A 26,145-nucleotide genomic window follows, 5' to 3' on the forward strand; every position below is an offset into this window, starting at 1 on the left:
CCAAACCCAGCTTTTTTCTTCACCGATCCTGTTAAATAGGAGCCCTGAAAAGAACCCGAGGCAACCTAAATAGACTATCCTGGCGTTTCTGCATACTAATATATTTCTGATTCTCATCACTATATTTTCTCGGAAGGTTTTACAAATAATAGTTAAAACGGAGCTAGAACTTGTTCCTTACATTCAATATTTAAGATTCAAATGATGAAAGCAGCTGGTAAGTTTTTATTTTTATTTTAAACTAAAAAAACAGGCGCGCCGAACACTAGCAAGGCACACCTGTTTTTATCAATTTCTACTTCTGTCCTTCACCTTTTAAATATAAACGGACTATTTAATCCCTTACAAATGATCCGGTGAAGTTGTCCAGACGATAGAAATACATACCAGGACTAAGTCCTGAAACATCAATTACATTTTGTTCATTTCCTTTAATGTCGGTCTGGTTAATTTCCTGGCCAAGCATGTTCAGGATAGTCAGTTTTCCGACAACGTTATTCCCTTTGAGATCAATCGTGAGCATATCTCTTACCGGATTTGGGTATGCAACTACCGGCTTTGTATGACTATTATTTACTGATTTTACCTGAGAGTATGCGTAGGTTCCGTCCAGGTCTGTTTGTTTTAAGCGGTAATAACTTATGCCTGCGAGAGGGAGCGGGTCAGTTGCGGTATAGTGATTTTCGGACGTGCTGTTTACCTTCCCCGCAATGAAGGCTACTTTCTCAAACCGTTTTGCATCAGTGCTTCGCTCAATATCGAAGCCGGCATTGTTCTCCTCAGAATAAGTGGTCCAATCCAGGCGTACGCTATTTTCGACAAACTTTGCATTAAACATTCCCAAACGAACGGGTAGGGCACTTTCATCCAAAGTCAGTTCAAGGCTCGTCGCAGTTGTAGGCAGGCCGGGTGCAAGGTATGCGCCAAAGGAATTGATCGTCGCCTGGGACGCACCGGTTGCCCTCGTGAATGTAAAGGTTCCGTTGCTATTGGTAAGATAATAGCCATTGATCGGTGTTTTAATCGCGATAAAAACGCCACCCGTGATCCCAACCTGCATATTACGCGCCAAACTCGGCTGGATTTCACCGTTTGCCGAACCTTGTCTCAGGTTTGCAGAAGAAGCAATAGCGCCAGTTCCTTCAAATGTGAAAGCCCCGACACCATTCACCAAAACAGGCGTATTGGCTGGAATTTTAGAGGTGGTGATAATTTTCCCAACGATTTTCGGATCTGTAAATTCCAGTGTATATGCTTTCACGCCTGTTGGAATATTAGATTCAAACGGTAAAACCAGCATTCTCATCCCATTTAACGTCGCGCGATAGCTGGCAGTCGTAGCCGTGAAGCCGACCGGCGGGTAGAAATCTCCGCCCATATCGCTGAGTTCAAGTTTTTCGGAGATCGTTCCGTTTACAACGTTTGTCTTGTTATTTAAAACGCCGCTTTGTGTGTAAAATACGCTGTTCTTGTTCGCTGTGGCCGCGTGCCAGTCAGTTTGCGGGCTGATACCTGTTGCCTGGGTAAAATCAAGAGAGGTATAACCCGGATCGTCGAGACAATCTAACAAATAGCTATCTGAATCACTGTAAATGCCGGAAAATTTATAACCTTTTTCATTTCCAACTGCCAGATAAACATCCTGGAATTTGAAGGTAAGCAGAGAGCTGAAATTATTATTATACATCGAAATGATTCCCGTGATGCCATCTGGAAGCACATCTTCAGAAATGTCGAAAACCAAGTCAAAATTATCCCTTCGGGCAAAATTAATCGTGCCATAATTATGTGACGCTACTGCTCCGGCCTTGTTTACATAGTAAAGCGTGGCATTACTTGATGTGTAAAGATTACTGGATGACAGACTCTCTACGCGAAATACCAATCGGTTAAATTTTCCATTGAGCTGCAAAAATCCGTTGGCGGCATCTTTACTGGCACTAAAAAGTGGCATGTCGACTTTATGCGCAGCAGTTTTACCGCTCAACTGATAGGCCGTTCCAAAGGCTGGGTTGGTAACAGTCTGGGACTCTATTTTTTGGAAATTAATTAACTGGCTGACCATTTGAGAAACTTCCCGCTCTCCGCTTTTATCAAACACAAGCGTAGTGATGCTGGATGCACCGATGGTTACAACGGGCCGGGCCGTCTCTCCTGTAAAACTTATGTTGTTTTCTACCAAACTTGTGGTTTCCGTGGTAGTTATCGCTTTCCCGGAGTTTGACAGAAATGGCAAATCCACAGATAAATTGTAGGAATTAGCGGAAGAATTGATCACCATCACAAACACTTTGTCACCAGCTTCCGATATATAAGAAGATCCATTCAGTTGTCCCGTATTATCGTTCCAGGAATTCTGAATCCGGGTGGCACCTGTAATGTATTTTGCATAGTGGGAAAGAATATTTCCCCGTTTATTGATTTCTCCCGCAACTGTACCAAACTGCCCATCTCCCATCATGCCATAATAACGTTTGGTAGCATAATGCACCCAGGCATTTACATTGGCGATCATTGCATCATTGATCTTTGTGGCGAAATCGAACGCGTCGCTTTGCCAGTTGTAATTTCGTGAGGATCCGTTGGCATTCCAGTTGATCAAAAATTCTGTCATCCATACTTCTTTTCCTTGCGCCTGCACATTTAATAAGCCGGATTGGATCGCCCCATATTGATGCCCGCCGAAAATCTCAAAATTGGCCAAAACCGCAGGATCCAAAAAAGCATTTGCGTAAGTATCGGTAATTCCCACGCTTTCGGGAGCTATAACTTTACAATTGATTTTGGCACCCTGCTCTTTGATAAACTTGGCCATTTGAGCAGGCGTCCAGATACAACCAGCGTAGTCTACCTGATAATCCGGTTCATTTTGCAGCGAAATCGCATACAGGTCTACGCCGTTGGTTTTGAGATAAGTAACGAAATTATCCAGATACTGGGCATAATCTGCATAATGTTCCTCTGCCAGATAAACTGGCCTGACAGTACCGGTTTCATCGGTGTAACGTGAGGCAATCGTGTTGTAGGTTTTCCATTCTGCCGGCATGCTCCAGGGTGATGCAAATATTTTAAGCCCCAGCGTCTGTGCAAGCTGAGCCGTGCCAAGTGCCTGAGGCCAGTTTTCTTCTCCGATCGGTATGTATATACGCATAATATTGTATCCGGCTTCACTTTCCGCCCCCCACATTTTTCTGATTTCTGCCTCCGTCATGTGGTTGTAGCCGAACTGCGGACTGTTTACAAATCCGCCGAAACCAGTGATTTTCTGATATGAAACATCTTTGTTGAGCTTAACCGTGGCCGTTCTTGCCTGTGCAAAAACGTGGTGATGAAACATGCTCAAAAGAATCAGTGTAGCGGCTGTGTTAAAAAGCCTAAGTAGTTTTCTCATCATTTTTCGAATGATTAATGGTTAATAGTTATGTCTTTACAAGGTTTTCGGAGGGAATTTTGATTTGAAGCTTCGCTAGGATTTATCGCGGCTGAATGCGATTAGAATTTTACCATATCTATAATTTGATTAATAAAAAATGTAATTTTATTTAGCAAATTAAGGGAGATAAGAAATGAAACTATGACACAAATCGTCAAATTTCGGGTAAGAATGTTCGTCTGATAAAGAAAAATGAGATCGTTGACCGGATTTGCTGATTCAACCTGAAGCGACTAAGGATATTTAATGAACCTGCTAGAAATTAAATTGTTTTCAAGTTTTAATTGCCTCTGAAATTAAGAGAGAATTTATTCAAGCTGGAATTATTTTTGAACGGTAAAGAGGCGGTAAATCGTTGGAGAACTTTGAATGTGTCTGAGATTTCAACGATTCATAGCTGAAAAATTGGCGTTTAACCCAAAACAGGCGGAGCTGAAATATTTCTCCTGTAAATCCCAGGCGGACGACCCGTAAATTTTTTAAAAGTTCTGCTAAAATGGGAGAGGCTTTCAAAGCCGGTAAGTTCAGCAATTTCGGAATTGGAGGCGTTGCTGGTGGCCATGATATGTACCGCCCGTTCAATACGTGTCTGATATATGTAGGACAAAGGTCTGGTTCCACAATATTTTTCAAATTGCCGGGAAAAATATTCGATGTTTAAATTCGCTCTGTCTGCCAGTATTTTAACACTGAGATGCAAATGCAGATTGATATAAATGTATCGCATCGCATCAAGAATTTTTACAGGTATGATCCTGGTATCCTCCGTCTGAAAAATTTCAAGCATTGTAAACCGGGATAATAATTGCAAGAGAATACCCTGCGTTTCAAGGAAGCTGGAAAATTTCTGTTGATTGTTAAGTTCCTGATATTCTTTATAGTATATATTCTTTTCATATACTTCCGGATTGTCAGAACGGTTGATTCCTCTGCCGGGATTGATATCTACCAGTCGTTGAAAATTGATTTGGTCGATTTCACTTGCCTTCACCTTATGGATATTTCTCAGATGTGAAAACAACGAAACACCATTATCTGATTCTTCAAAAAACTGAACAAAGTATTGACTGAGGTAGGTTTCACAAACCAGATTACAAAGCGTATAGGAGGGAATAATATAAAGATAACCAGCTTCCAGGCGCAACGTTTTGGATGTATCTGAAATTTGTCCCTCGCCAGCGTCAATGTAATAAATCCGGTGATAAGGGCTGATTACATTTTTGTAATTCCACTTCGAATCCAGCTTTACGTAGTCTGTATTCAGCAGAGAAAGCGTTTGCTTTAAAAATCGTTTATTCATTATTCATGACAAAATAGACCTGAAATTAGCAAAAGTCTGTTTAAGTCAAAAAAAAGTCTTTTTTGGTGTTATAATTGTTAAGCGAGCCCAGTAGTTTTGACGTTCATCAGAATCCAAAATGAATCTTGTCCGGGACAGATTTGCAGACAATTCCGGAAAGCTACAAGGGCCTAATTAAAGTTAAAATAAATAACAGGAGTACGAGAATATGAAAATAACCACTTTCAAAAAAAATACAAATCGAAGTCACTATGGCATGGGAAAAGTAATACTTTCAGCGTTGCTGGCTGTGTCTTTCACAACTACCATATTCGGTCAGCCACTTGCACCAAAGGCAGTCGGACCAGTTCCAAGCGAAAATCAGCTGCGCTGGCAGAAAATGGAGTATTATGCATTTATTCACTTTTCAACCAATACTTTCACGAACCAGGAGTGGGGCTATGGAGCGCCTGAAGATGCCAAACTTTTCAATCCTACCAATCTGGATTGCGAGCAGTGGGCGCGCGTTTGTAAAGAATCCGGGATGACGGGCGTTATCCTGACAGCCAAGCATCATTCAGGTTTTTGCCTTTGGCCAACTGAAACAACAGCATATTCTGTTAAAAACAGTCCCTGGAAAAACGGGAAAGGTGATATCGTAGGTGATCTTGCCAAAGCATGCCGGAAATACGGATTGAAACTGGGCATTTACATTTCGCCCTGGGACAGAAATAATCCAAGTTACGGACTTCTTGATGCCGATGGAAGTGCGCCTTACGTAAAGAACGTTTTCAGAAAACAAATCGAAGAATGTCTTACCAAATATGGAGACATATTTGAGATCTGGTTTGACGGAGCCAATGGGGGAGACGGTTACTATGGTGGCGTAAATGCCAACCGGATGATTGACCGTAAAACTTACTACGACTGGAAAAATACATACAGCATGATCAGAAAGTTGCAGCCAAAAATCGTAATCTGGAACGACAATGGCGACAGAGCAGATCTTCGCTGGGTGGGAACAGAGTCTGGTTATGTAGGGGAAACCAACTGGAGTCTGTTAAATGCCACGGGTGATGTGCCGGAAGATATGCTGCGGTATGGTGTGGAAAATGGAAACGCCTGGGTTCCGGGCGAAGTGAACACTTCTATTCGTCCGGGCTGGTTTTATCACGAAAGCGAGGACAAACGTGTAAAAAACCTGCCTAAATTATTGGATACCTACTACAAATCGATTGGCCGCAATGGTACGTTTTTGCTTAATTTTCCCATTGATAAAAGAGGTTTAATTCACGAAAATGATCATAAAGAAGCCGTTGGTCTGGCGAATGCGGTTAAGGAAGTATTTGCGGTAAATCTTGCTGAGAAGGCAAAAGTTTCGGCAACGAACTCTCGTGGTAAGGATAAGAAATTTGCACCTGAGAATGTGCTTGATGGCACTACGGAAAGTTTCTGGTCTACGGATGATCAGGTAAAATCGGCGGGATTAACACTTGATTTCGGAAAACCGACTAGTTTCAACCGGTTTACAGCGGAAGAATATATCCGTCTTGGGCAACGGGTGAAGGCTTTTAAAATTGAAGCTATGGTTGATGGTCAGTGGAAAGAATTGAAAGATCAGCTGGTATCTCCGGACCGCCCTGGTACCACAACCATTGGTTACAGGCGGATCATTACTTTCCCAACCGTGAAAGCTACCCAGCTTCGTTTTACCATTACTGACGCCAAGGCTTCTCCCTTGATTTCCGGGATTGGGGTATATCACGCGCCACAAATTCTGGTACCGCCAACGATTATTCGAGATAAATCCGGAACTGTGCATATCACAGCCGGAGACAAAGAATCGGAACTTTACTATTCGATTGACGGATCAAAGCCAACAACATCTTCAAAAAAATATGCTGGTCCGGTGGATACGGACGGGAACAAGGTCACAGTCCGGGCAATTGCTTATGACGTTGTCAATAAAAAAAGCAGTGACGTGACGGAGGAGATTTACGACATAGCCAGAAAAGATTGGAAAATCGTCAGCCCTGGTAATGCAAAGTCAGTGATTATCGATGGAGATGTCAATACATCCTGGTATCGTGATAAGGATGCTCCGTCGCCGGATGATCTGGTGATCGATTTGGGGAAAATGCAATCATTGACCGGATTCCGCTATTTTCCGGGCGACAGAAGCGGTGGTGTGATTACACATTATGAGTTCTATGTATCCAACGATCTGGACAACTGGAAAATGGTGAGCTCCGGAGAATTTTCAAATATCATAAACAACCCATTCTGGCAGATCAAAAATTTCGATCTGACTGCAGGACGTTACATCAAATTACGTGCATTGAAAACTTCCGGGGGAAATACCGGTTATGCAGAAATAGATATCATTACGAAGTGAAATTTATAACTGAAAGCGCATAGGAGTGTCATAAATCTTTCCTATGCTCTTTTTTTTTAATTAGTTGTATTATTTTATCGTCATCAGCTTTATGGAATCGGCTATTGCTGAGCATTTTTAATATAGTTTGGAGATTCACAGTCCTGCCAGTATTCAACAATCTTCACCATAATTTGTTTTAGTTTGTCGTAATTACTCGGCTTAACAAAAAATCCTTGAATAGATCTTGAATAAGCGTCGATGACGTGTTTTTGTTCCGCTGAGGTTGTAAAAAAAAGATAGGGGATCGATTTTAATCTGAGGTCTTCGTTGTTGTGTATTTTATCCCGTAATTCCATCCCGTTCAGCTTGGGCATATTGATGTCCGAAAGCACGAGAAAGGGTTCGATCTCAGTATCAGTTAAATAATTCAGGGCCTGTACTCCGTCATCAAAGAATACGAGTTCATTCTCATAGGGAAGTTCCAAGAAAATCTCCGTCAAAATTAGCTGGTCGTCGGAATCGTCTTCAATAATGACGATTGGTCCTTTTTTGTTCATGATCAAAATTTTGATTCGTGAGTAGTCTTAGTGGCGTTTTGTAGCCGGCCGGCAATTTGTTATCTGTTTATATTGGTTACTTCTAACATTTTGTTGAAGATAGAAACAGAGATCAAGCACAAAACACCGAAGCTATAACAATTACCGTAAAACCACAAGTTTTGAAAATTTAAAGGATACGATATAGATCAGCAATTTTAAGAAATTGTCCGCAACGGTAAGTGTTACTTCATAGACTCAGCTATATCCAATATTTTGATGATTGTATTTTGAAACTGCTCCGGTTCATCCTTGTGAATCTGATGTCCGGACTTTTCAAATAAAAACAGATTTTTCTTAGGCGCTGTCAAGCCCTTAAAATATTCTTTTGTGATTTTAGTAGATGTCTGAATATCGTTTTGGCCAACGAAGAAATAAATTGGACAGTTTACTTTTTTTAAAGTTTTGGGTAGGTCAATATTCATTACTTCATTCCAGACAGGCGACCAGGTTTTTGACCATTGAAGAAAACCGGTTTTGAAATCGTCGCTTGTTACATATTCTTTTCCCTCTTTATAAAATAGCCATTTTCTTAAATAGAATAAGTCCTCGTCTGATCTAAAAGGAATATTTACGCCCGCCAATTCCTGACTGGCAATGGCGTTTTCTTTGAAGTGAACTTTTAAAGTTTTGAGCAGCTCTTCCTCGCTAGCCAGCTGACTGACGACAGGATTTACAGCAAAATAGGAATACAAAAGTTCAGGATGTTTTTCTTCAATGTAAAAGCCCAGAACGTTTCCCCAGGAACTGCCTAATAAATATACTTTTTCCTGGTTTAACTCCTTGATAACAAAACGTATAACTTAATAGGTGTCCTTTTCCATTTGCGCCACCGAAGATTTGGTTGGCGATGGGTTTAATTTCAGCGTTTTTCCGGCATCCCGTTGATCCCATTGAACAATCGTAAATTTTTTCTTTAAAATATTTGAATAAGATTCCGCATTATTCATCATGGAGCTTCCCGGTCCACCTGCCAAAATGAGAAGTACAGGTTTCTTATCATCATCGGTTTTTATTTCTACTACCTGTTTTATTCCACCAATTTCAGGTATTAGTAGTGTATCAATTTGATGTGAAATTGTGGTTGGCTTAAATTCTTTTTTATTCTGTCCCTTACATCCATAATACGGTAATAAGATCGCCAGAACAATCAGAAATAGATTTTTATTCATTCGTGGGGTTTGTTTAGAGGAAATTGTTGGAAGTGGTTCGGGTTTAAATCGTCGCCAATAATTCCATGGTCTTTTTTTCTTTGGCGGAAATGGTTTTCAAAATGTCCGACGCCAGCTGAATATACGTAACATTTTTGGTTTGGCTTGTTTTTTCAAATAGCTGGGAAACCGAAGTCCACAGTTGTGCAATTTCTACAAATGCTTCATGTCCTTTTTTGAGTTTTTCAAGTTTACACAAGCCGTAACTTTCCTCCAAAAAGTCCCTGTATAAATTTCTGAATAATGCTCCGCCAGTACCCGCTTTTTCCATCAGCATGGCCGATGTTTTAAAGTCGTTTTCAATGTCCTCACTTTCCTTAAACCATTTGATTATTTCTGAACTTGCCTTTAAAATTCCTTTGTAGCCAATATTGGTTATGGGTGGATTTATATAATCGGCAGCATTGTTCCTGATTGCAGTTAGAATTGCAGTTTTTAAATCAGATTTTTCTTTGGTCTTCTGCAGGGTGTAAAACAAATTCTTGGATGACATCGGACCTTTTTCCGCTCTTGCCAATGCTAAACTTGACAAACTTGTTTTTACTTGTCCGCCTTGCTGTTTGGTGTCTACCAAATAAGCCATTTCATTGTCGTAGCCGTAAAGAGCAGCATAATGTCCTGCGAAATGAAAGGGTTTCGAAAAATATTCCAGGTGGAAACAGTCCAGTTTAAGACCAACGATTTGTCCGTTGTCAATCAGTTTTTTTACGTCTTCCCAGGCTTTTTGAGTTGATGATGTTTCTTTTACCGTCAACTCAAGATTTAAATTTTTTGCAATATTTGCCGTTAAAATGTCTGGTTTTACACGCCCGCCGATGAAAGGAAAGTCCATCGATTTCATGTTCCAATAAATAAATCCCAGCCCTTCACCCAGACCAAATAACATGGGTTCAGAAAGCTCAATATCAAGTTGCTTCAACAAAGTTCCGGTTGCCGTCGTTTCACAATGTTCTCCATTAAATGGTCTGATATTTTCTATTTTCATTTTTTAGTGTGCTTTTATCTGATTATCAGCGCATTAACTTTCCGAGTTTAATAGTCAAGGCTGACCAAGCTGGTGCTTACACCAAAGATAAATAAAATTAATAGTGTTGCGCTTATGCTAGTCAGTCTCAGTACATTGATGAAACTATCTCGTTTTTGGCTAGGATTTCACTTTTTCGGGTTACTTGGATAAAAGTTATTGATAAAAAAATCTACGAACGGAACGCCGATGAATACCATAAAAGGAACCAATGTGAAGGTCAGAATCAGCGTTCTTACATACAATGGAAAAACAGATAATGCATTTCCAAATGAATAAAGGAACAATGTGATAGCAGGATAGATAACTACCCATATTTTTAAGGAGGCGAAGAATTTTATCTTTAATTTCATTTGCTGCCAGATTATAAACGGTTAATAGGGCTTAATAATCTCTCCGGTATTCGCACCAAAAACACTTTTTCGGAAACCATATTCCAGTTGCTTCATCGTTACAGGAATCTCACCGGGGAAATAGGGGAAGTATTGTGGTGAATCCTCGATAACGGTAGGGCTCACGGCATTAATGCGAATTCCATTTTCCAATTCAATGGCAGCGGCACGAACAAAACCTTCTACGGCTCCATTGGCAGCTGATGCGTTCGCGAAATTCAATTGCGGGTCGTGCGTTAAAGCTCCTGAAATTAAAGTAAACGAGCCCTTAGGTTTAGTATAATGCTGACCGATCAATACCAAATTGATTTGTCCCATCATTTTCCCCTCAACACCTTTTCTGAATTCTTTATCAGTCAAATGCTGCCAGGGCCCTACATAGGTGGGGCCGGCTGTTGATATAAGTGCGTCAAAATCACCCACTTCTTTGAAGAATCTCTCAATTGCTGCGGGGGAGGTGATATCTACCTGATAGTCGCCGCTTTTTGAAGCTACTCTGATCACTTCATGTTCATTTTCAAAGGCGCTTGCCAGGTATTTTCCCATTGTGCCAGACGCACCTACGATGATAATTTTCATTTTGCTGCGTGTTTAATTTGATTGTTCAACAAAAGTATTACCAATGGTTTTGGGGATGATAGGACAGAAATGAAGTTGGGCAGGACTTATTTAAATTTCTGTCTGAATGCTTCCGGCGAACTGCCGGTATGTTTTTTGAAAAATCTGATAAAGTAAGAAACGTCTTCGTAACCCAAATCATAAGCAATCTGAGATACCAAACTGGATGTAGCCAGAAGATGGCGTTTGGCTTCAAGTACAACCTGTTCATTGATAAGTTGCGAACAGGTTTTGCCCAAAGTTTCTTTGGTAATTGCGTTAAGCTGATAGGAAGTAATGTGCAGCATTTCTGCATATTGGGTGACCTGTTTACTGCAAGTAATGTGCCTGCCCAGCAGGTCTAAAAATTCGTCAAGCCGCTCCTGCGCATACAAATAACTGCTAGTCGAAACCTTGTCCGGATTTTTACTTTGTCTGGAAAGTTCAATTAACAATATTTTCAGGTTCGCTTTAATGACTTCCTCATATCGTTCCTGCTTTTCGGTGTATTCCTGAAAAATATAATCCAGCACAGCAAACACTTTTTTAAATCTGTCGGAGTTTAGCTGACAAAAATTTTTGTTGCTTACCTTTCGCAATACCTGGTATTCTGCATCTTCACGTGGTGAACAAAAATCGGTGTTAAATTCCATTAAATAACCGGTACTATCCTGAGTCAAAATAAGCTGATGAACCTGTCCGGGTCGCAGAAAAAATACAGCGTAATCGCTGATTGGGTATGCTGTGAAGTCAATAATATGTTCACCTGTTCCTTTTTTTATAGCCAGAACAAAAAAGAAATTATGCCTGTGAAGTTCCTGCACCATATCTTTTCCTGAAAGTACAGTCCCAATGTCCCGAATATTAAACCGCTCAAAAAAATCAGGATCTTTAATTTGTCTTACAGGAATTCTATTCATTTTTAATCTCCCTATGAATAACGGTTTTACTTCCTATGAATAACGGTTTTACTTCTCAACGCGTTTTCGCGGGTTTTTCACAAGAAAATAAATCGCGAACAAAAAAGTGATGATGTAAATGACGGCCAATCCTGTATTCTTAAATTTCAGGCTTTCAAAGTCGAACTGTTTAAACAAAACGACGCCCAGGATGATTGCTACAATTGTAAATGTAAAGGTTAGTACATTTTTGTTTTCCATATTTCCATTGTTGAAGGTTTGAAACTAAAAATAACAATTATTTAGATAATACCTAAATGTCTCCAGTCTTGTCCGTGTTTTGATTTAGAATCGGAACTTATGCTTTTTGGAAGCCGAGGCCTAAGTTCAACTATGAACTTTATAAATTTAAATGAAAAGAGACCAAAGTCTGCACCCCGGCCTCTGCATTGCGAAAAGTTATCGTTTCAGTTTTTATTGCGGAATCTGTTCAACCAGAATTTCATTGCCGGATTTGTCGTAATAAGTACAAGTCATTTTATCCATACGGATTGCCCATTTTTCAATGCCATAATTTGCACACATTTTAATGAAAGTCAGGAAATCGGTTTTTCCTTGCTGATGCGCAACCAGCTCCAATTTGAATTCTTCGCCATTGGAGTTGTCAGCAATCATTAAGGGGTCATATTTCGCGGGTACCTTTGCGGTATGATCATTGGCGCCGTGATAGTCAATGTGTCCGTCTGTTACGTAGGCTTCATAATGTGTCACACCTAATTCCTTGATTTCTTTGACGTAAGACGGGAATTCAGCGCCGGATTTTACTTTGCTGTGAGCGGCTTGGATTTGTTCTGCTGTAAACATTTTTCTCTGTTTTAACTTTTAATCGATTATTGAATTACAAGCAATCAAGATGCGTAAAACTGTCAAAATGATTGAGGAATGATAGATTCATTTTCACTGTCTTCGCTTTTAGATTACGCTACAAAGATGGAAATGCTAAAATACCTGTCATTGTAAAAAATCGTTTTTTACAAGAAGCGTTTGAAATTTTCGGGCGTGTCGCCGGTAAACTGCCTGAAATCTTTTATGAAGTGAGCCTGATCAAAAAAATTATTTTCATAGCATATTTCATGACTGTGTCCTGTATAGTGTTTTAAACTAAATCATACCAGTTTTTACGAAGTAAGTTCACTTTCCAGTCGTCTGGGTTTTCTTCAAAGTATCAATTGTCAAAAACCACTGTTGACGATAATGATTGTCTGTTTGCTTTTCATCAGTTAAATGTCTGTCTGAATTCCAGCGGAGAAAGTTTGGTTTTTGTTTTAAATAACCGGCTAAATGATTGTGGGAACTCAAAACCCAATTGATAAGCAATTTCTGAAACTGATAGATTGGAAGCAGATAGTTTTTCCTTTGCTGTTTCAATAAGTTTATTGTGAATATGTTGCTGCGCATTTTGTCCCGTAAACGAACGCAGCAGATCGCTTAGATAACTTGGCGATATGTGTAATTGTTCCGATAGATTTTGAACCGTAGGGATTCCTGACATCATCGATTTTTCGTTGCTGAAATATTCGCTTAAAATCTCCTCGAATTTTTGTATCAAGTCGTTATTAACGGCTTTCCTTGTTATGAACTGGCGTTTGTAAAAACGATTTCCATAATTCAATAATAACTCAATCTGCGAAATGATGACATCCTGACTAAAATCGTCTATTCTGCTGTTTAACTCATCATCGAGTATCGCGAAAATGGATAAAATGGTAGTTTTTTCTTTTTCTGATAAATACAATGCTTCATTTGCAGCATAAGAGAAAAAGCCGTATTCCTTAATTTTCTTCGCCAGAGGGTAAGACAAAAAGAAATCAGGATGAATAAGTAACAAATTACCACTCGCCTGGTTACTGCCGGGGCTTTCGAAAATTTGATTTGGGGAAGTGAAAACCAAACCACCTTCTCCAAAATCATAATAGTTTTGCCCGTATTTTGCTTTCCCGCAAGTATTTGTCTTGTAAGCAATTTTATAAAAATTCAATATAATTGAGCCGGGCAATACATTTTCCGGAATTATCATGTCCTTCAAATCAACGAAACTTATCATCGGGTGCAGGGGCTTTGGCAGCCCGAACACCCGATGGAAATCTGTTAAAGATTCGAATTTATAAAACGAATTTTCTTCTTTTTTCATCATGCAAGTTTACGATTTACCAGGGACATTCTCCTGTTTCGGGGTTATGTTCTTCGCTGATAAATTTCCCTGTCGGTCCGTCTTCTCCGATCATGGCATATTTAGCAATGCGTGAACCTGCTTCCTGAACCGTCCCTGTCCCGCGATGACCATTAAAATCGGTTGCCACAAAGCCAGGACAAACAGCATTTACCTTAAACTTTGTGTCTTTTAATTCGTAGGCCAGGTTGATGGTATACATGTTCAGCGCTGCTTTTGATGCAGGGTAAACTGCGGCCTTGTGCGTATAATATTTCCAGGTAGGGTCGCAGTGCAAGGTGAGCGAGCAGTCACTGGAAGAAACATTGACGATACGTGGTTGCGGCGATTTTCTTAACATATCAATAAATGCCTGTGTAACTCGCGCTACACCATACACGTTGGTTTCAAATACCTGTTTAAACTGGTCAATACTTGCTTCCAGAGCAGCTTGTGGCCAGCCACCGTTGATGCCGGCATTATTGATCAGCGCGTCCAAAGCTTCTGTTCTTTTACCAATTTCAACACGAGCTGTTTTTATAGATTCATCATCAGTTACATCAAGTTGTATGGCTTCCACATTGGATAAACCTTCAGCTTTTAACTTTTCTACCGCTTCCAAACCATTATCAAAATTTCTGCTTCCTAAAAAAACAAAGTATCCGTTTTGCAAAAGTTGCCTTGCTGTTTCGTAACCGATACTCTTATTCGCTCCTGTAATCAATACGTTTTTCATTTTTTCATTTATTAATTGTTATAAACCAGAGCAAACTGTTTTACAAAATCGGTAAGTTTTGTTTTGCCAAACGTAGGTTTATGGCGATAAAAGTCTTCAAATAATAAACCACTGCGCTGACTTGCCTGCATTTCGACCATGCCGCTGGCAATTTTCGGATTCACACCCATCGCCAACATTCCATCCAACATCTGTTCATCAGAAATTTCCACCCATTTCAGATCCGGTTTCCCGATCGCTTCTCCTAAAATTTTGGCAATCTCATTCGGCGAGGCTTCATCGCTCGCTATGTAACGAACCGTTCTGCCCTGAAAAGGCAATTCCATTTCTTCAATTATTACAGATGCAATATCCAACGGAGAAACCCACGGCTCTTTTTTATCACCACCGTAATTAGAGATAATGGCACCCTTTTCTTGAATGGTTTTCAGTGACCTGAATAAATTGGTGTAGAAACCAACGGGGCGCATGAATTTGATGGAAACGTCATCGGGAAGCTGTTTCAGGATATTTTCAACGTCATAATGAGCCGAAAGTGATCCATATCCGGTTGCGCTATGCGCGCCCACACTGCTTAAATGGACAATATTTTTTACGCCGGAAGCTATAACTGCTTTTTTATAGTTATGGGCAATTTCATGAAACCCGGCCATGAAATCAATGTCTTTGTCGAAGATGCTGCCGATGCCTTCCCAGGCTTCCATAAGGTAGACGATATCTGCTCCGGTAAACGTTTTGGTAAGGAAATCCGCATCCTTCATCGATCCGATGGATGCTTTGGCTCCTAACGCTTCAATGTCTTTTTGTCTTTCGGTTTTACTGCTGATAACCGTTATAACATGTCCTTTTTGGACCAGTTCTGCTGTAAGCGGTTTTCCAATGTTCCCCAAGGAACCTGTGATTACGATGTTCATATTTCTGATTTATTTCCTTGATGCAAAGTTCAGCAACAACTCAAAAGCAGAAGTAACCTAATCGAGGGGATTCATAACGAAAATGAGGATCAGAATTAATAGACTAGTCAGGATATTTTCTCCTATTAGTAGCCCATGTCAGGTTCTTCTTTGAAATTAATATGTGGTTCGGTCTGGTCGAAATTGGCACTGAACTTTTAGCATATGCCACCATTCCGGCGCCGGTTCCATGGATTCCGGATGTCGCTTTTGTGTTTAGAAACTTGTATTTGTAAATCGTGGAAAATGTTCGATACCCGGCGTCTGAACTCGTACCTTCCGATCTGATTTAAATTGGATTGCTTGATAATGGATACAACCCAATCCTTTTTTTCTTGTCCGTAGGATGTGTCCTATACATCTTTCCATTTTTACAAACCAATTTTTTTCAACAAGGCCGGTAAGTATCAAGATTCTTTTTTGCTGAAAACAAATGCTTTTTTAATTTTCAAACCGGTAATGTAATTGAAAACGTAGTTCCAACATTTTCCTCGCTACGTACTTCTATTTTGCCACCCATACTCTCAATTTGATTTTTGGTTAAAAACAGTCCCACGCCTCTTGAGTCTTCATGCTGGTGAAAGGTTTGATACATTCCGAACAATTTATCGCCATTTCGTTGGAGGTCGATACCCAGTCCATTGTCTTCAAATAAAATAGTTACCTCAGATTCTGTAATTTTTACATCAATATTCAGGTAACTTTTTCTTTCATCGCTTCGGTATTTTATGGCATTCGATAATAAATTAAGTACAATACTATCAACATACGCTGGTACGCCCTTAACATCTATTTGCCAATCTATTTTGTTATTTATATCAATCCCAGCCTGTGTTATCTGCATATTGAGGCTTTCAATATTTTTTTGGATAACATCATACAAATTAATTTTTGAAACCTTTGCCTCGGTTATATTGACCTGAACCACCTCGGTTAAATCTTTCACTGTCTGTAGTAAATTCGCCGCACCCTGTGTGGCCAGCACAACCAATTCGTTGCTTGCTAGGTCCGGATATTCAAGTTTAAGTATATCTAATATGCCTGAGATTCCGCCACTGTGTGATCTTAAATTGTGCGATACAATGTAGGCAAAATTTCGCAGCCTTGCATTTTGCTCGTTGGTGATAGTCAGCAACGATTTAATTTCATGCTCTGTCTTTTTTGATGCCGAAATGTCAATAATTTGAGAAATAAAATAGAGCACCTCACCCTCTTTATTTTTCACCATTGATACGGCCAGAAAAATGTGAACAATATGGCCAAGTTTGTGATAGTATCGTTTCTCTAATTGATAATGGCTTCTTTTCTCCTGCACTAATTCTTGCAGAAGGTTTAGGTCTTCGTCCAAATCTTCGGGATGAGTAATATCTTGAAAAGTGAGTTTTGATAACTCCTCTTCGGAATAGCCTACAATGTCGCTAAGTTTTTTGTTTGTTTTAAGCCATTTGCCATCTGAATCTAACAGCGCCATGCCGATGGCGGCATTCTCAAAATTTCCTCTAAAAGCTTCCTCGCTAATTCTGAGTTCTTCTTCTTTTTTCTTTCGCTCGTTAATATCCTGGTGGGTTCCATACATCATCAATGGTTTGCCATCTTCTGTCCATTCAAATACTTTACCGCGATCAAACACCCAAACCCATTGCCCGTCTTTGTGTCTCATACGAGCTTCAAAATCGTAATACTCAGTCTTTTTTTCGAAGCACTCATTTAATCGTCTGCCGGATTCCGCTAAATCATCCGGGTGAGCTAATTTTATCCAGGTTTCTATACTTATTGGTTCCAACTCGGCAAGGGTATATCCCACTATATTCGCCCAACGCTCGTTAAATAACGTTTGACCCGTTTGCACATTCCATTCCCAGGTACCCACATTGGTTCCTTCTATTAACGATCTGTATCGTATTTCTTTTTTCTTGAAATCTGTAATGTCACTATGTACGCCCAGCATACGCGTTGGTTTGCCTTGTTCGTCTCGCATGACTTTCCCTTTGCATCTGATCCAGACGGTGTATCCTTCTTTGTGCCGATACCTGACGATTTGGTCGTATGGATGGATGTCTTCAGCCAAATGTTTTTGAAAATTATCCATGGCAACTTGTAAATCGTTTTGATTAATAATGTGTTGCCACGCACTTGGCGAATGAGGCATTTCATTCGGGTGGTAACCTAAGGTGTGCCAGAATCGAGGGTTCATCCACTCGTTTTCGGGTTTTTCCAAATCCCAATACCAAAGCCCATCCAAACAATTATCCTGAATAAAATCAAAAATTTGTTCGTTGTTTTTAATGGAATTATAAAGCTCAGACTTTAAGTAATTGTCATTCATCAATGGAATCTGGTTTTCTGTCTTAACGATGAGTTTTAACGTGTTTGGTAATGGTTTTGGGCTTTGCGTAATGGCGGGAAATAGAAGCACAAAAGCTGATGTAATTACTAAATTTCAATTGAAAACTACTGTTGAATTTTGACCTTCAGCCCGCCTGACGCATAGCGGTTGATAGCGATTCGGGCTTATTCATCCACGTTGAATGGTCAGTTTAGTTTGGTTACCATTTTAGCTTTTTAATTCTCATATGTTCTGCGGGTCCAAACCTGTCAAAAACGTAATGAACAATTTGAACGTTTTTCAGTCGCCACTCATAATTATTAAAACCTTCATTTCTTTTTGTCTTCTTTGAGGGCTGGCCAAATGAATTTGTAAAAGCGTTCTGAAAAAAACAGTGCTTAATTTGATTCGAAGTACAAAGCTTCATTTAAGCACCGAGCCCGCTTTTTTGCCAAATTTCTGTTGGCCGCTCATTGTTTTTTCGTTCGTTTTATTTTCTATTTTAATAATTGTCTGATTGATGTTAAATGTCCAAATAAAACAATTGGAACAATAAATGTCGGCAACCAACTGAATGGAAAATTCAATATTGCAATATTCGGTTGGTCAAAAGCAAATTTTTGAATTGGTGAAGGAGCCGAAAATAAAGCGTTCACAACAATATTTGCTAAAAGTCCAAGGCAAATAAAATTCCATAGTAAAATTCTTTTTCGGCTCAGTTTTGTTTTTGTCAGTCCAAAGTACGCAATAAGTGGCGCAGAAATTCCAGCAAGAATGTCAAAGTTGCGCCCTTCAAAAGTCATCAGTTCTGGAATTGCTTTGTTGAGAAAAAGCCAAAACAAAATTATCTCTACTGGTAATCTCACAATGTTTAAGTAAGTCAAATTTTTAAGTGGTAAACTGTCAATAAATTGTCTGCCTTTTGAGGTTGCGAATAATAAAATAATTGTCAAAATTGTTGGCAGAATTCCTGTCAATATAATTTTGGGTGGAATAGTGTTTATGTCAGAGTTGTAAACATTTTTTAAAGTCAAAACCGCTTGAATTGTCAACCAAATTGTCAAACCGATAAAAATTGGCATTGCTTTTTTTCGTGTCAGTTCAGAATTTGAGTTTCTAATTGTCCAAATAAAAAGGAATAAAGTCGCAACTGTTGTCAAGCCAAAAGTCAGTGGAATGTATGCTGGCAGATTTTCTATCATTAATTATTTCCTGGTTTTTGGCGTTTCGCAGTATACTCACAGCCAGCGGTTTGGAACGGTGGAATTTTGATGGGGAATTTAATGAAAAAGCCTGATTAATTAAAGGAATCGGTATTATCTGATATTGACGCTATGCATTTTCATCATGCCAAAATCATTTTAAAAAATGAGCACATATTGCTGCAAGCAGGATATTTTTAAATGTCGCCCCACTTGCAGCAGTAAAATGTTTCAAACCGCTTTTTATCGTGTTATTGAAATTACCACTGACTTTGATTGCCTTCTTCCTTAATTTCTTTACTGAAAAATTTCCATGTCTCACCATCCGCGTCTAATAATGCATATTTAGCTATAAAATCTACGGCGTCTTCAATACTTCCTTTACCTCTGTGTTGGTTAAAATCCGTAGCAGTGAAACCAGGATTAACAACATTAATCTTGAAAGCGGAATCTTTTAATTCATTCGCCAACGGTATGGTATAGGCGTTTAGCACTATTTTTGATGGACCGTAAGAAGCGCCTTTTTAAGCATCAAATTCCCAGTCAGGGGCACTTTGCTAAGTCAGCGAAGACAATCCAGAGGTGACATTGAAAATTCGTGGACTATCTGATTTTCTCAGCAAATCGAGAAAAGTTTGAACGACATTGATCGTACCAAAAAAATTGGTGTCAAACGTTTTATGGATGTCGTCAATGTCCGCATTTGAGGTATTTTGCGGCAATGCCTGCCGATACCTTCATTGTTGATCAAAACATCTAAATGCTCACTTTGTTTTTCAATCTTGTCTTTTGCTTGAAGAATTGAATTTAAATCTGCTATGTCCATTTGAACAACTTCCAGAATTTCGTAGCCTTCGCTTATTAATTTCTCAATTGCGTTTTGACCGTTTTTCATATCCCGTATTCCTAAATAAACAAAGAAACCGTTTTTAGAAAGTCGTTTTGCGGTTTCGTATCCAATACTTTTGTTTGCTCCGGTGATCAATGCAGTCTTCATTTTCTATTCGTTTGAATTGTGAAGTACAAAGCTTAGAATGAGATTTTGGGCTGTATTTGCCATTTGGCAAAAAACAAATCAGATGCTTATATTTTTCCTGATTCTGCTTAACGAAGATTGTGTAATGCCCAAATAGCGAGCCATATACGACAAGGGAATCCGGTTGGCAAGTGTAGGAAATTTTTCAAGAAAAGACAGGCATAGAACGGTTGCATCCTCAGCCGGTATGGGGCTGATTTTATTTACCTTTTCCACCAATGCCTTCGTCGTGATTTGATTGATGATATTATCCCAGCCAATAATAGTCAGAGAAAATTCCTGCAATATTTCTTTCGTAAAAATCAAAAGCCTGCAACCTGTTACGGCCTGTAAATATTCAGAAGACGGAATATTTTGATTGTAGCTGTTGAGATCCAGTACCAAATTATTGTCGTCAATAAAATATTTTGTAATTTCTTCGCCTTTGCTGTTGTAATAACAAACCCTGAAAATGCCTTCCACCAAAAATGCCACTTCCCTGGGGATTTTTCCCGCCTCGGAAAAGTAGTTGTCTTTTTTCAGTTCAGTAGCCTATGCCTAACTTTTTACCAACTCAATTTGCTGTTGGTTCAAGTGTCCAAATTGTAGTAAATAATTTATGAGTGCTTCTATTACCGCAAGTTAACAAATGTCGTCTGGTCGTGATTTGTCATTTGGCTCTGACATCATCGCTTTTAGCATTAATATAAAAGTATCCTAATGCAGCATCTGGTTTGGTTCCATCAACAACTGATTTCTTTTCATCTCTTAATTGCCACTTGTTTGAGTTTCCATAATTGAAACCTAGAATGTCTCCGAAAAAGGTATTTATAAATCGCGGTTTTATTGCTTCTTCTTTTAAGCTCTCAATCTTCCCCGATTCTAATTCCTCAACTAATTCCTTGATTAATAAAGTAATTCCACGAATATCCGTAACACTTGAAAGTCTGAAATCAGAAGTATAGTGTGATAATAGATTGTCAGAAAATATAAGTGTATAACTCATTTATTTTTGGCTAACCTGTTTAGTGATTTTTGCGCTTGGTTGTTGCTATATATAACAATTGATACCTCTTGCTATCCCTCAGCAGAAATCAACAAATTACGATAATCATATTTTCGATAATCGTTACTTTTTTCCTTTTCTTTATTAATCTCGATTAACTCATTTTTGACTTCAACCCTTAACCAATACTCCGGATCTAAATTTGAGAATGAGCTCAATTTTAATACGATGTTTGCATTTAATTTTCTTTCTCCAACCAGGTATTTATGAAGATTACTATCCTTCATTTCAAATAAATCTGCCAGTTTTTTTTGAGTTACGTTAAATGTTTTAAGATATAATTTTACAAAGTCCAAAACCCTTAACCTGTCAGAAATGTGGTCGGATTCAATATAATCTTCGATTCTGTATTGTATAGCCAACAATTCGTTTCTCAACTTTTGCTCTTTTGATTGTTTTTCTGAATGAGAAGTGATAAATTCTTTTAAAGACTTTATTTTATCATCATTCCAAATTTCTGTGACCTCAATTTCCTTGTTTTTCATGATGTTAGTTTAGAAATTTTGTGATTAATTGTTCACCAGCCTCGGGACTTATGACCATTGTTTTGTCTCTCCATTTCAATGCTCCGTATTTTTCACAATAAACACCCATCAATTTTAATTCGTCTTCCTTATTTTCTTCCATAACCTCGAACGCTAGCCAGCCCTTGAAATGTTCCAAACCATAAATGAAACTTAGTCTGCATGCAAATGCTATTAGGCATCCTGCAACATGATCGTGTATTTTAGTTTTGCCTTTGTTGTGAGGGGCAATTTCAATATATGCCATATACGGTTCAACAATCTCTCTTAATTGAAACGTGAGACATCCCTCAATAATTTTCGGGGTCGCTTCTTTGACTAAGATATAGGTTTGAAAACCAGCTCTTTTTGAATGTTTTTTAAAGTTAAAACGCCAGCCATCGGTTATAGATGGTAATGATAATCCAGAGGGTTGGATTATTTGCGCCTCAATTGTCTGCCTATCAGAAATTCTGAAAATCTTTACTTTCATTCTCAATAGATCTGATACGAAGATAACGAAAATTATACAAAATGTATAATAGTATTTTAAAAACCTTTCACAGTCCCTTGGCCGGATTATGCTCGATATATTCTTCTGGCGGAATTGCAAGTTTTCCTGCTCCCCGCAATCTTCTGGAAAAGTTTTTTAAAAATTTTTGATGTTGTGATTTTGCTGATGTCACTGACGGAACTCTGCTTAACCATTATTTTTACTTAACTGGTCGACGAATTTCAAAATCATCTTTATTTGTTTGTCTTCGGATTTCTGAAAAGTAATTTTTTCTATAGTTTGCTTTCTATCATCTTCTGATAATTTCTTGAATGGTTTTAATACACCCGATTCTTCGAAAGCCTCTAAAATTTCCTTTCCTGTAATCTGATTTGCTAATGGCAGCAGATAAAGTGTTACTGTAACAATGTCGCCACCACTTTTGTTTATCGCTTTTCTGATTTTCTCATTTATTGAAATTAATTTGTCTTGTCCTGTTATGGTAAACAAGTTTATGCTTTCAATTTTATATTCGTCAATTGTACCCGAAACCTTTAACGAACCCCATTTTCCTACTATATGTTTTGTGTCAGGAATTTGAATATGGTACGTCCAGGCACCTTTGCCAGGTTCATATTTCAATTCAAGTTTTTGGTCTTTTACTAAATATTCCATTTGGTCGGGGTTGTCTTTAGGCTATCCGCTCCTAAGTGAAACATACAAAAATAATCTCGGACGTTTGGTATTTTTCTGTGCTGTTACAATTAACAAGCGAATATTTTAAGCCAATAATATCCGAATTACTTCAGCTTCCGCCGATCAAGCCAGCCAACCCTGTTCCGGACCAACCAGCCAAAGTGCAGGTAGAATATACCAACCGTGAACAATGCGGCGGCGGTCCAGATCACCCGTCGATCTTCTCCAAAGATGGGGTTGTAGATATTGATGATCGAGAAGAAGGATCCCGTTACGGCCCAAAACAGCAGCCAGGGCCATTCTGGATGGCCTCTTTTCTTCACATAAACCGACCTTCCGATCATGACTGCATTTCGGATCAGCAGCCAGAACCCTGCTAAAAGTGGCAATGAAATGGCAGCGAGTATCGAATTTGTAAAAAATAATACCGCCAGGATCAAATCTAACGTCGCACCTGTCAGATACCAGCCCCAGCCGCTGAAGCATTTACGATTAAGTACACAAAAAGCAAGTTCCAGCAGACTTGTTATAAAAAGCAAAGCTGCGAAAATGATACTTATCTGGTCATAAGTCAAGGACTGGTTTATAGCGACATAAATGCTGAAAACAATTATGCAGGTTCCTGAAAGCAGGAACATCCACCAGTGGTGAATGAGATGTGTTTTTTCTTCAATAATATCTTGCATTATGGCTGATCCCTGTCGGAAGTTTTGTTGAAAAATTTATTGGTAATTATTAATTTCCTAGTTAATCCAAATTCCATTTCCAGTTGAGAATTTCAGGCATATCCTCGCCGTGCATCTTAATGTAAGCTTTGTGGTCGAGCAGCTTGTCGCGGAGATATTGTTTGGTATAGGCGCCTTTCGCACCCAAACCTGGCAGTCGGTCAATGACATCGCTTACGAGATGGAACCGATCCAGATCATTAAGCACCACCATGTCAAACGGCGTAGTCGTTGTTCCTTCGCCCTTGTAACCACGCACGTGCAGGTTTTTGTGATTTGTCCGGCGGTAGGTGAGGCGGTGGATCAGTAACGGATATCCATGAAAAGCGAAGATAATGGGTTTGTCTTTGGTGAAAAGAATGTCAAAATCCCGGTCATTTAAGCCGTGCGGGTGTTCGGTTTCCGGTTGAAGTGTCATCAGATCTACCACATTAATCACCCGAACTTTCAATTCCGGTAATTGTTCCCTGAGGATCTGTACAGCTGCAATTGTTTCGAGCGTGGGCACATCTCCTGCGCAGGCCATCACCACATCCGGTTCAAAACCTTCATCATTGCTCGCCCACTTCCATATTCCCAGACCAGCTGTGCAGTGTTTGATCGCGGCATCCATATCAAGCCACTGTATTTCAGGCTGTTTTCCGGCAACGATCACATTGATATAATCCCGGCTTCTCAGACAATGATCTGTGACGGAAAGTAACGTATTGGCATCCGGCGGTAAATAAATGCGGACGATATCAGCCGTTTTATTGGACGCCACATCCAGAAATCCCGGATCCTGGTGACTGTTTCCATTATGATCCTGTCGCCAGACATGTGAAGTCAGCAGGTAATTCAACGAAGCAATTGGTTTACGCCACGGCAGATTTCTCGAAACCTGTAACCATTTCGCATGTTGATTAAACATCGAATCGACGATGTGAATAAAGGCTTCATAACAAGAAAACAACCCGTGCCGCCCTGTCAACAAATAACCTTCCAGCCACCCCTGACAAAGGTGTTCACTCAATACTTCCATTACCCGGCCATCGGGCGAAAGATGGTTTTCGCCGGGAATTATTTCGGCGGTAGATGTTCGTTCAGTGATCTCAAACAAATGAGAAAGGCGGTTGGAAGCCGTTTCATCCGGCCCGAATATTCGGAAATTACGCTCGTTCCAGTTTGCTTTCATCACATCCCGAAGAAACCCGCCCATAACCGAGGTAGATTCGGCGGTAACATTTCCCGGCGCTGTAACGGCCACAGCATGATCTTTAAAATCCGGCATTTTTAAGTTTACCAGCAGGGATCCTCCATTGGCACTCGGATTGGCACCCATTCTTCTATTGCCTTCGGGAGCCAGTTCGGCAAGTTCTGCGATCAGTTTTCCGTTTTCGTCAAAAAGCAGTTCCGGGTTGTAACTTTTCATCCAGGTTTCGAGCATTTGCACATGCTCAGGTTTTGCGGAAAGCTCGGCCAGCGGCACCTGATGTGCGCGCCAGGTGCCTTCAATTTGCAGTCCGTCAACCACTTTTGGGCCAGTCCAGCCTTTGGGCGTGCGGAAAATAATCATCGGCCAGACAGGACGTTTTTTATATCCATAAACCCGTGCGTCGCTTTGGATCTGCCGGATTTCTTCCACCACGATATCCAGCGTTTTAGCAAGCAATTCGTGCATCGTATCGGGATCTGCACCTTCCACGAAATATGGATTATACCCATATCCACGGAAAAGCTGTTCCAACTCTTCTTTTGGAATCCGGGCCAAAATAGTAGGATTGGCAATTTTATAACCGTTCAAATGCAGGATCGGCAGAACGGCACCATCATGCACAGGATTCAGGAATTTGTTGGAATGCCAGCTTGTTGCCAGTGCACCGGTTTCCGCCTCACCATCGCCGATCACACAGGCTGCGATCAGGTATGGATTATCAAAAACAGCGCCGTATGCATGGACGAGCGAATAACCCAACTCTCCTCCTTCATTGATAGATCCTGGCGTCTCCGGTGCAACATGACTGGGTATGCCACCGGGAAATGAAAACTGTTTGAAAAGTTTTTGTATCCCGTTTTCATCCTCGCTGATATTGGGGTATACTTCGCTGTAAGTGCCTTCCAGATAGGTATTGGCAACTAATCCGGGCCCACCGTGCCCGGGACCAGCTACATAAATAATATTCAGATCGTATTGTTTGATGATACGGTTGAGGTGAACATAAATAAAATTCAGTCCGGGCGTGGTACCCCAATGACCGAGAAGTCTTGGCTTGATGTGTTCAAGCGTCAGCGGTTTTTTGAGTAACGGATTGGCATATAGGTAAATCTGGCCTACGGACAAATAATTGGCTGCCTGCCAGTAGGCGTTCATTTTTCGTAACAATTCGGGCTTCAAAGTTTTTTCTCCAAGACCGGTTTCTTCATTTTCCATAAT

Annotated in this window: 26 protein-coding genes and 1 pseudogene; 1 reads left to right on the forward strand and 26 read right to left on the reverse strand. The window is 39.8% G+C overall.

The genetic code is table 11. The features are described 5' to 3' along the window. Window positions 1-334: 334 nt before the first annotated feature. Complete coding sequence (locus AC1XUO_RS06270) at window positions 335-3,394, reverse strand: T9SS type A sorting domain-containing protein (protein WP_483328913.1); 3,060 nt, start codon at window positions 3,392-3,394, stop codon at window positions 335-337. A gap of 451 nt (window positions 3,395-3,845) precedes the next feature. Beyond that, a complete protein-coding gene (locus AC1XUO_RS06275) occupies window positions 3,846-4,733 on the reverse strand; it encodes a helix-turn-helix domain-containing protein (RefSeq protein WP_483328914.1) in 888 nt (295 codons plus the stop codon). 256 nt (window positions 4,734-4,989) lie between these two features. Here AC1XUO_RS06275 and AC1XUO_RS06280 point away from each other — a divergent pair, with 256 nt between their 5' ends. Beyond that, entirely contained in the window at window positions 4,990-7,107 is a 2,118-nt protein-coding gene (locus AC1XUO_RS06280) for an alpha-L-fucosidase (protein ID WP_483328915.1), read from the forward strand. 101 nt (window positions 7,108-7,208) lie between these two features. On the opposite strand, the gene AC1XUO_RS06285 is transcribed toward AC1XUO_RS06280, so the two are convergent. The 24 genes and pseudogenes from AC1XUO_RS06285 to AC1XUO_RS06400 all read right to left on the reverse strand — a co-directional run bounded on the left by AC1XUO_RS06285 (window position 7,209) and on the right by AC1XUO_RS06400 (window position 26,142). Further along, the gene (locus AC1XUO_RS06285) at window positions 7,209-7,646 is read right to left on the reverse strand and encodes a response regulator (RefSeq protein ID WP_483328916.1); all 438 of its coding nucleotides are present in this window, start codon (window positions 7,644-7,646) and stop codon (window positions 7,209-7,211) included. A gap of 224 nt (window positions 7,647-7,870) precedes the next feature. Beyond that, window positions 7,871-8,380, reverse strand: coding sequence for a hypothetical protein (locus AC1XUO_RS06290; protein ID WP_483328917.1), 510 nt, complete (start codon window positions 8,378-8,380; stop codon window positions 7,871-7,873). A gap of 108 nt (window positions 8,381-8,488) precedes the next feature. Continuing rightward, a complete protein-coding gene (locus tag AC1XUO_RS06295) occupies window positions 8,489-8,857 on the reverse strand; it encodes a hypothetical protein (RefSeq protein ID WP_483328918.1) in 369 nt (122 codons plus the stop codon). Between the two features lie 43 nt (window positions 8,858-8,900). After that, a complete protein-coding gene (locus tag AC1XUO_RS06300) occupies window positions 8,901-9,881 on the reverse strand; it encodes a BtrH N-terminal domain-containing protein (RefSeq protein ID WP_483328919.1) in 981 nt (326 codons plus the stop codon). 167 nt (window positions 9,882-10,048) lie between these two features. Next, complete coding sequence (locus AC1XUO_RS06305) at window positions 10,049-10,273, reverse strand: hypothetical protein (protein WP_483328920.1); 225 nt, start codon at window positions 10,271-10,273, stop codon at window positions 10,049-10,051. Between the two features lie 21 nt (window positions 10,274-10,294). Then, the gene (locus AC1XUO_RS06310; RefSeq protein WP_483328921.1) at window positions 10,295-10,891 is read right to left on the reverse strand and encodes a short chain dehydrogenase; all 597 of its coding nucleotides are present in this window, start codon (window positions 10,889-10,891) and stop codon (window positions 10,295-10,297) included. 86 nt (window positions 10,892-10,977) lie between these two features. Next, window positions 10,978-11,829 (reverse strand): helix-turn-helix transcriptional regulator, encoded by an 852-nt coding sequence (locus AC1XUO_RS06315; protein ID WP_483328922.1) that lies wholly within the window; start codon window positions 11,827-11,829, stop codon window positions 10,978-10,980. Between the two features lie 48 nt (window positions 11,830-11,877). Beyond that, a complete protein-coding gene (locus AC1XUO_RS06320; protein ID WP_483328923.1) occupies window positions 11,878-12,069 on the reverse strand; it encodes a hypothetical protein in 192 nt (63 codons plus the stop codon). Between the two features lie 213 nt (window positions 12,070-12,282). Beyond that, window positions 12,283-12,672: a DUF1398 domain-containing protein gene (locus AC1XUO_RS06325; RefSeq protein WP_483328924.1), complete on the reverse strand. Its 390-nt coding sequence runs from the start codon at window positions 12,670-12,672 to the stop codon at window positions 12,283-12,285. A gap of 412 nt (window positions 12,673-13,084) precedes the next feature. Continuing rightward, the gene (locus AC1XUO_RS06330; RefSeq protein ID WP_483328925.1) at window positions 13,085-14,002 is read right to left on the reverse strand and encodes a helix-turn-helix domain-containing protein; all 918 of its coding nucleotides are present in this window, start codon (window positions 14,000-14,002) and stop codon (window positions 13,085-13,087) included. Between the two features lie 13 nt (window positions 14,003-14,015). After that, window positions 14,016-14,753 (reverse strand): SDR family oxidoreductase, encoded by a 738-nt coding sequence (locus AC1XUO_RS06335; RefSeq protein ID WP_483328926.1) that lies wholly within the window; start codon window positions 14,751-14,753, stop codon window positions 14,016-14,018. Between the two features lie 11 nt (window positions 14,754-14,764). Further along, on the reverse strand, window positions 14,765-15,667 hold the full coding sequence (locus AC1XUO_RS06340; RefSeq protein WP_483328927.1) for an NmrA family NAD(P)-binding protein: 903 nt from the start codon (window positions 15,665-15,667) through the stop codon (window positions 14,765-14,767). A 487-nt stretch (window positions 15,668-16,154) separates the two neighbouring features. Next, window positions 16,155-18,032 carry a PAS domain-containing sensor histidine kinase gene (locus AC1XUO_RS06345; RefSeq protein WP_483328928.1) on the reverse strand — a complete coding sequence of 626 codons (1,878 nt, stop codon included), beginning with the start codon at window positions 18,030-18,032 and terminating at the stop codon, window positions 16,155-16,157. Between the two features lie 497 nt (window positions 18,033-18,529). Next, the gene (locus AC1XUO_RS06350; RefSeq protein WP_483328929.1) at window positions 18,530-19,234 is read right to left on the reverse strand and encodes a hypothetical protein; all 705 of its coding nucleotides are present in this window, start codon (window positions 19,232-19,234) and stop codon (window positions 18,530-18,532) included. A gap of 260 nt (window positions 19,235-19,494) precedes the next feature. Continuing rightward, window positions 19,495-19,728, reverse strand: coding sequence for a hypothetical protein (locus AC1XUO_RS06355; RefSeq protein ID WP_483328930.1), 234 nt, complete (start codon window positions 19,726-19,728; stop codon window positions 19,495-19,497). 63 nt (window positions 19,729-19,791) lie between these two features. After that, window positions 19,792-19,956: an SDR family NAD(P)-dependent oxidoreductase gene (locus tag AC1XUO_RS06360; RefSeq protein WP_483328931.1), complete on the reverse strand. Its 165-nt coding sequence runs from the start codon at window positions 19,954-19,956 to the stop codon at window positions 19,792-19,794. After that, window positions 19,932-20,231 (reverse strand): annotated as a pseudogene (locus AC1XUO_RS06365) (SDR family NAD(P)-dependent oxidoreductase); the annotation flags it as partial. The pseudogene AC1XUO_RS06365 and the gene AC1XUO_RS06360, both read right to left, overlap by 25 nt. Window positions 20,232-20,309: 78 nt before the next feature. Next, window positions 20,310-20,744, reverse strand: coding sequence for a Crp/Fnr family transcriptional regulator (locus AC1XUO_RS06370; RefSeq protein WP_483328932.1), 435 nt, complete (start codon window positions 20,742-20,744; stop codon window positions 20,310-20,312). 175 nt (window positions 20,745-20,919) lie between these two features. Further along, a complete protein-coding gene (locus AC1XUO_RS06375) occupies window positions 20,920-21,255 on the reverse strand; it encodes a hypothetical protein (RefSeq protein WP_483328933.1) in 336 nt (111 codons plus the stop codon). Window positions 21,256-21,326: 71 nt separating this feature from the next. Beyond that, window positions 21,327-21,800 carry a hypothetical protein gene (locus AC1XUO_RS06380; RefSeq protein ID WP_483328934.1) on the reverse strand — a complete coding sequence of 158 codons (474 nt, stop codon included), beginning with the start codon at window positions 21,798-21,800 and terminating at the stop codon, window positions 21,327-21,329. Window positions 21,801-21,804: 4 nt separating this feature from the next. Then, window positions 21,805-22,311, reverse strand: a complete 507-nt coding sequence (locus AC1XUO_RS06385) for a hypothetical protein (protein ID WP_483328935.1) — start codon at window positions 22,309-22,311, stop codon at window positions 21,805-21,807. Between the two features lie 207 nt (window positions 22,312-22,518). Continuing rightward, window positions 22,519-22,986 carry a DUF1905 domain-containing protein gene (locus AC1XUO_RS06390; protein ID WP_483328936.1) on the reverse strand — a complete coding sequence of 156 codons (468 nt, stop codon included), beginning with the start codon at window positions 22,984-22,986 and terminating at the stop codon, window positions 22,519-22,521. Window positions 22,987-23,111: 125 nt separating this feature from the next. Next, a complete protein-coding gene (locus AC1XUO_RS06395) occupies window positions 23,112-23,693 on the reverse strand; it encodes an HdeD family acid-resistance protein (protein WP_483328937.1) in 582 nt (193 codons plus the stop codon). A 61-nt stretch (window positions 23,694-23,754) separates the two neighbouring features. Further along, window positions 23,755-26,142 carry a phosphoketolase family protein gene (locus AC1XUO_RS06400; RefSeq protein ID WP_483328938.1) on the reverse strand — a complete coding sequence of 796 codons (2,388 nt, stop codon included), beginning with the start codon at window positions 26,140-26,142 and terminating at the stop codon, window positions 23,755-23,757. Window positions 26,143-26,145 lie beyond the last annotated feature (3 nt).

This window comes from Dyadobacter sp. HNCC25DJ186, assembly GCF_056895235.1.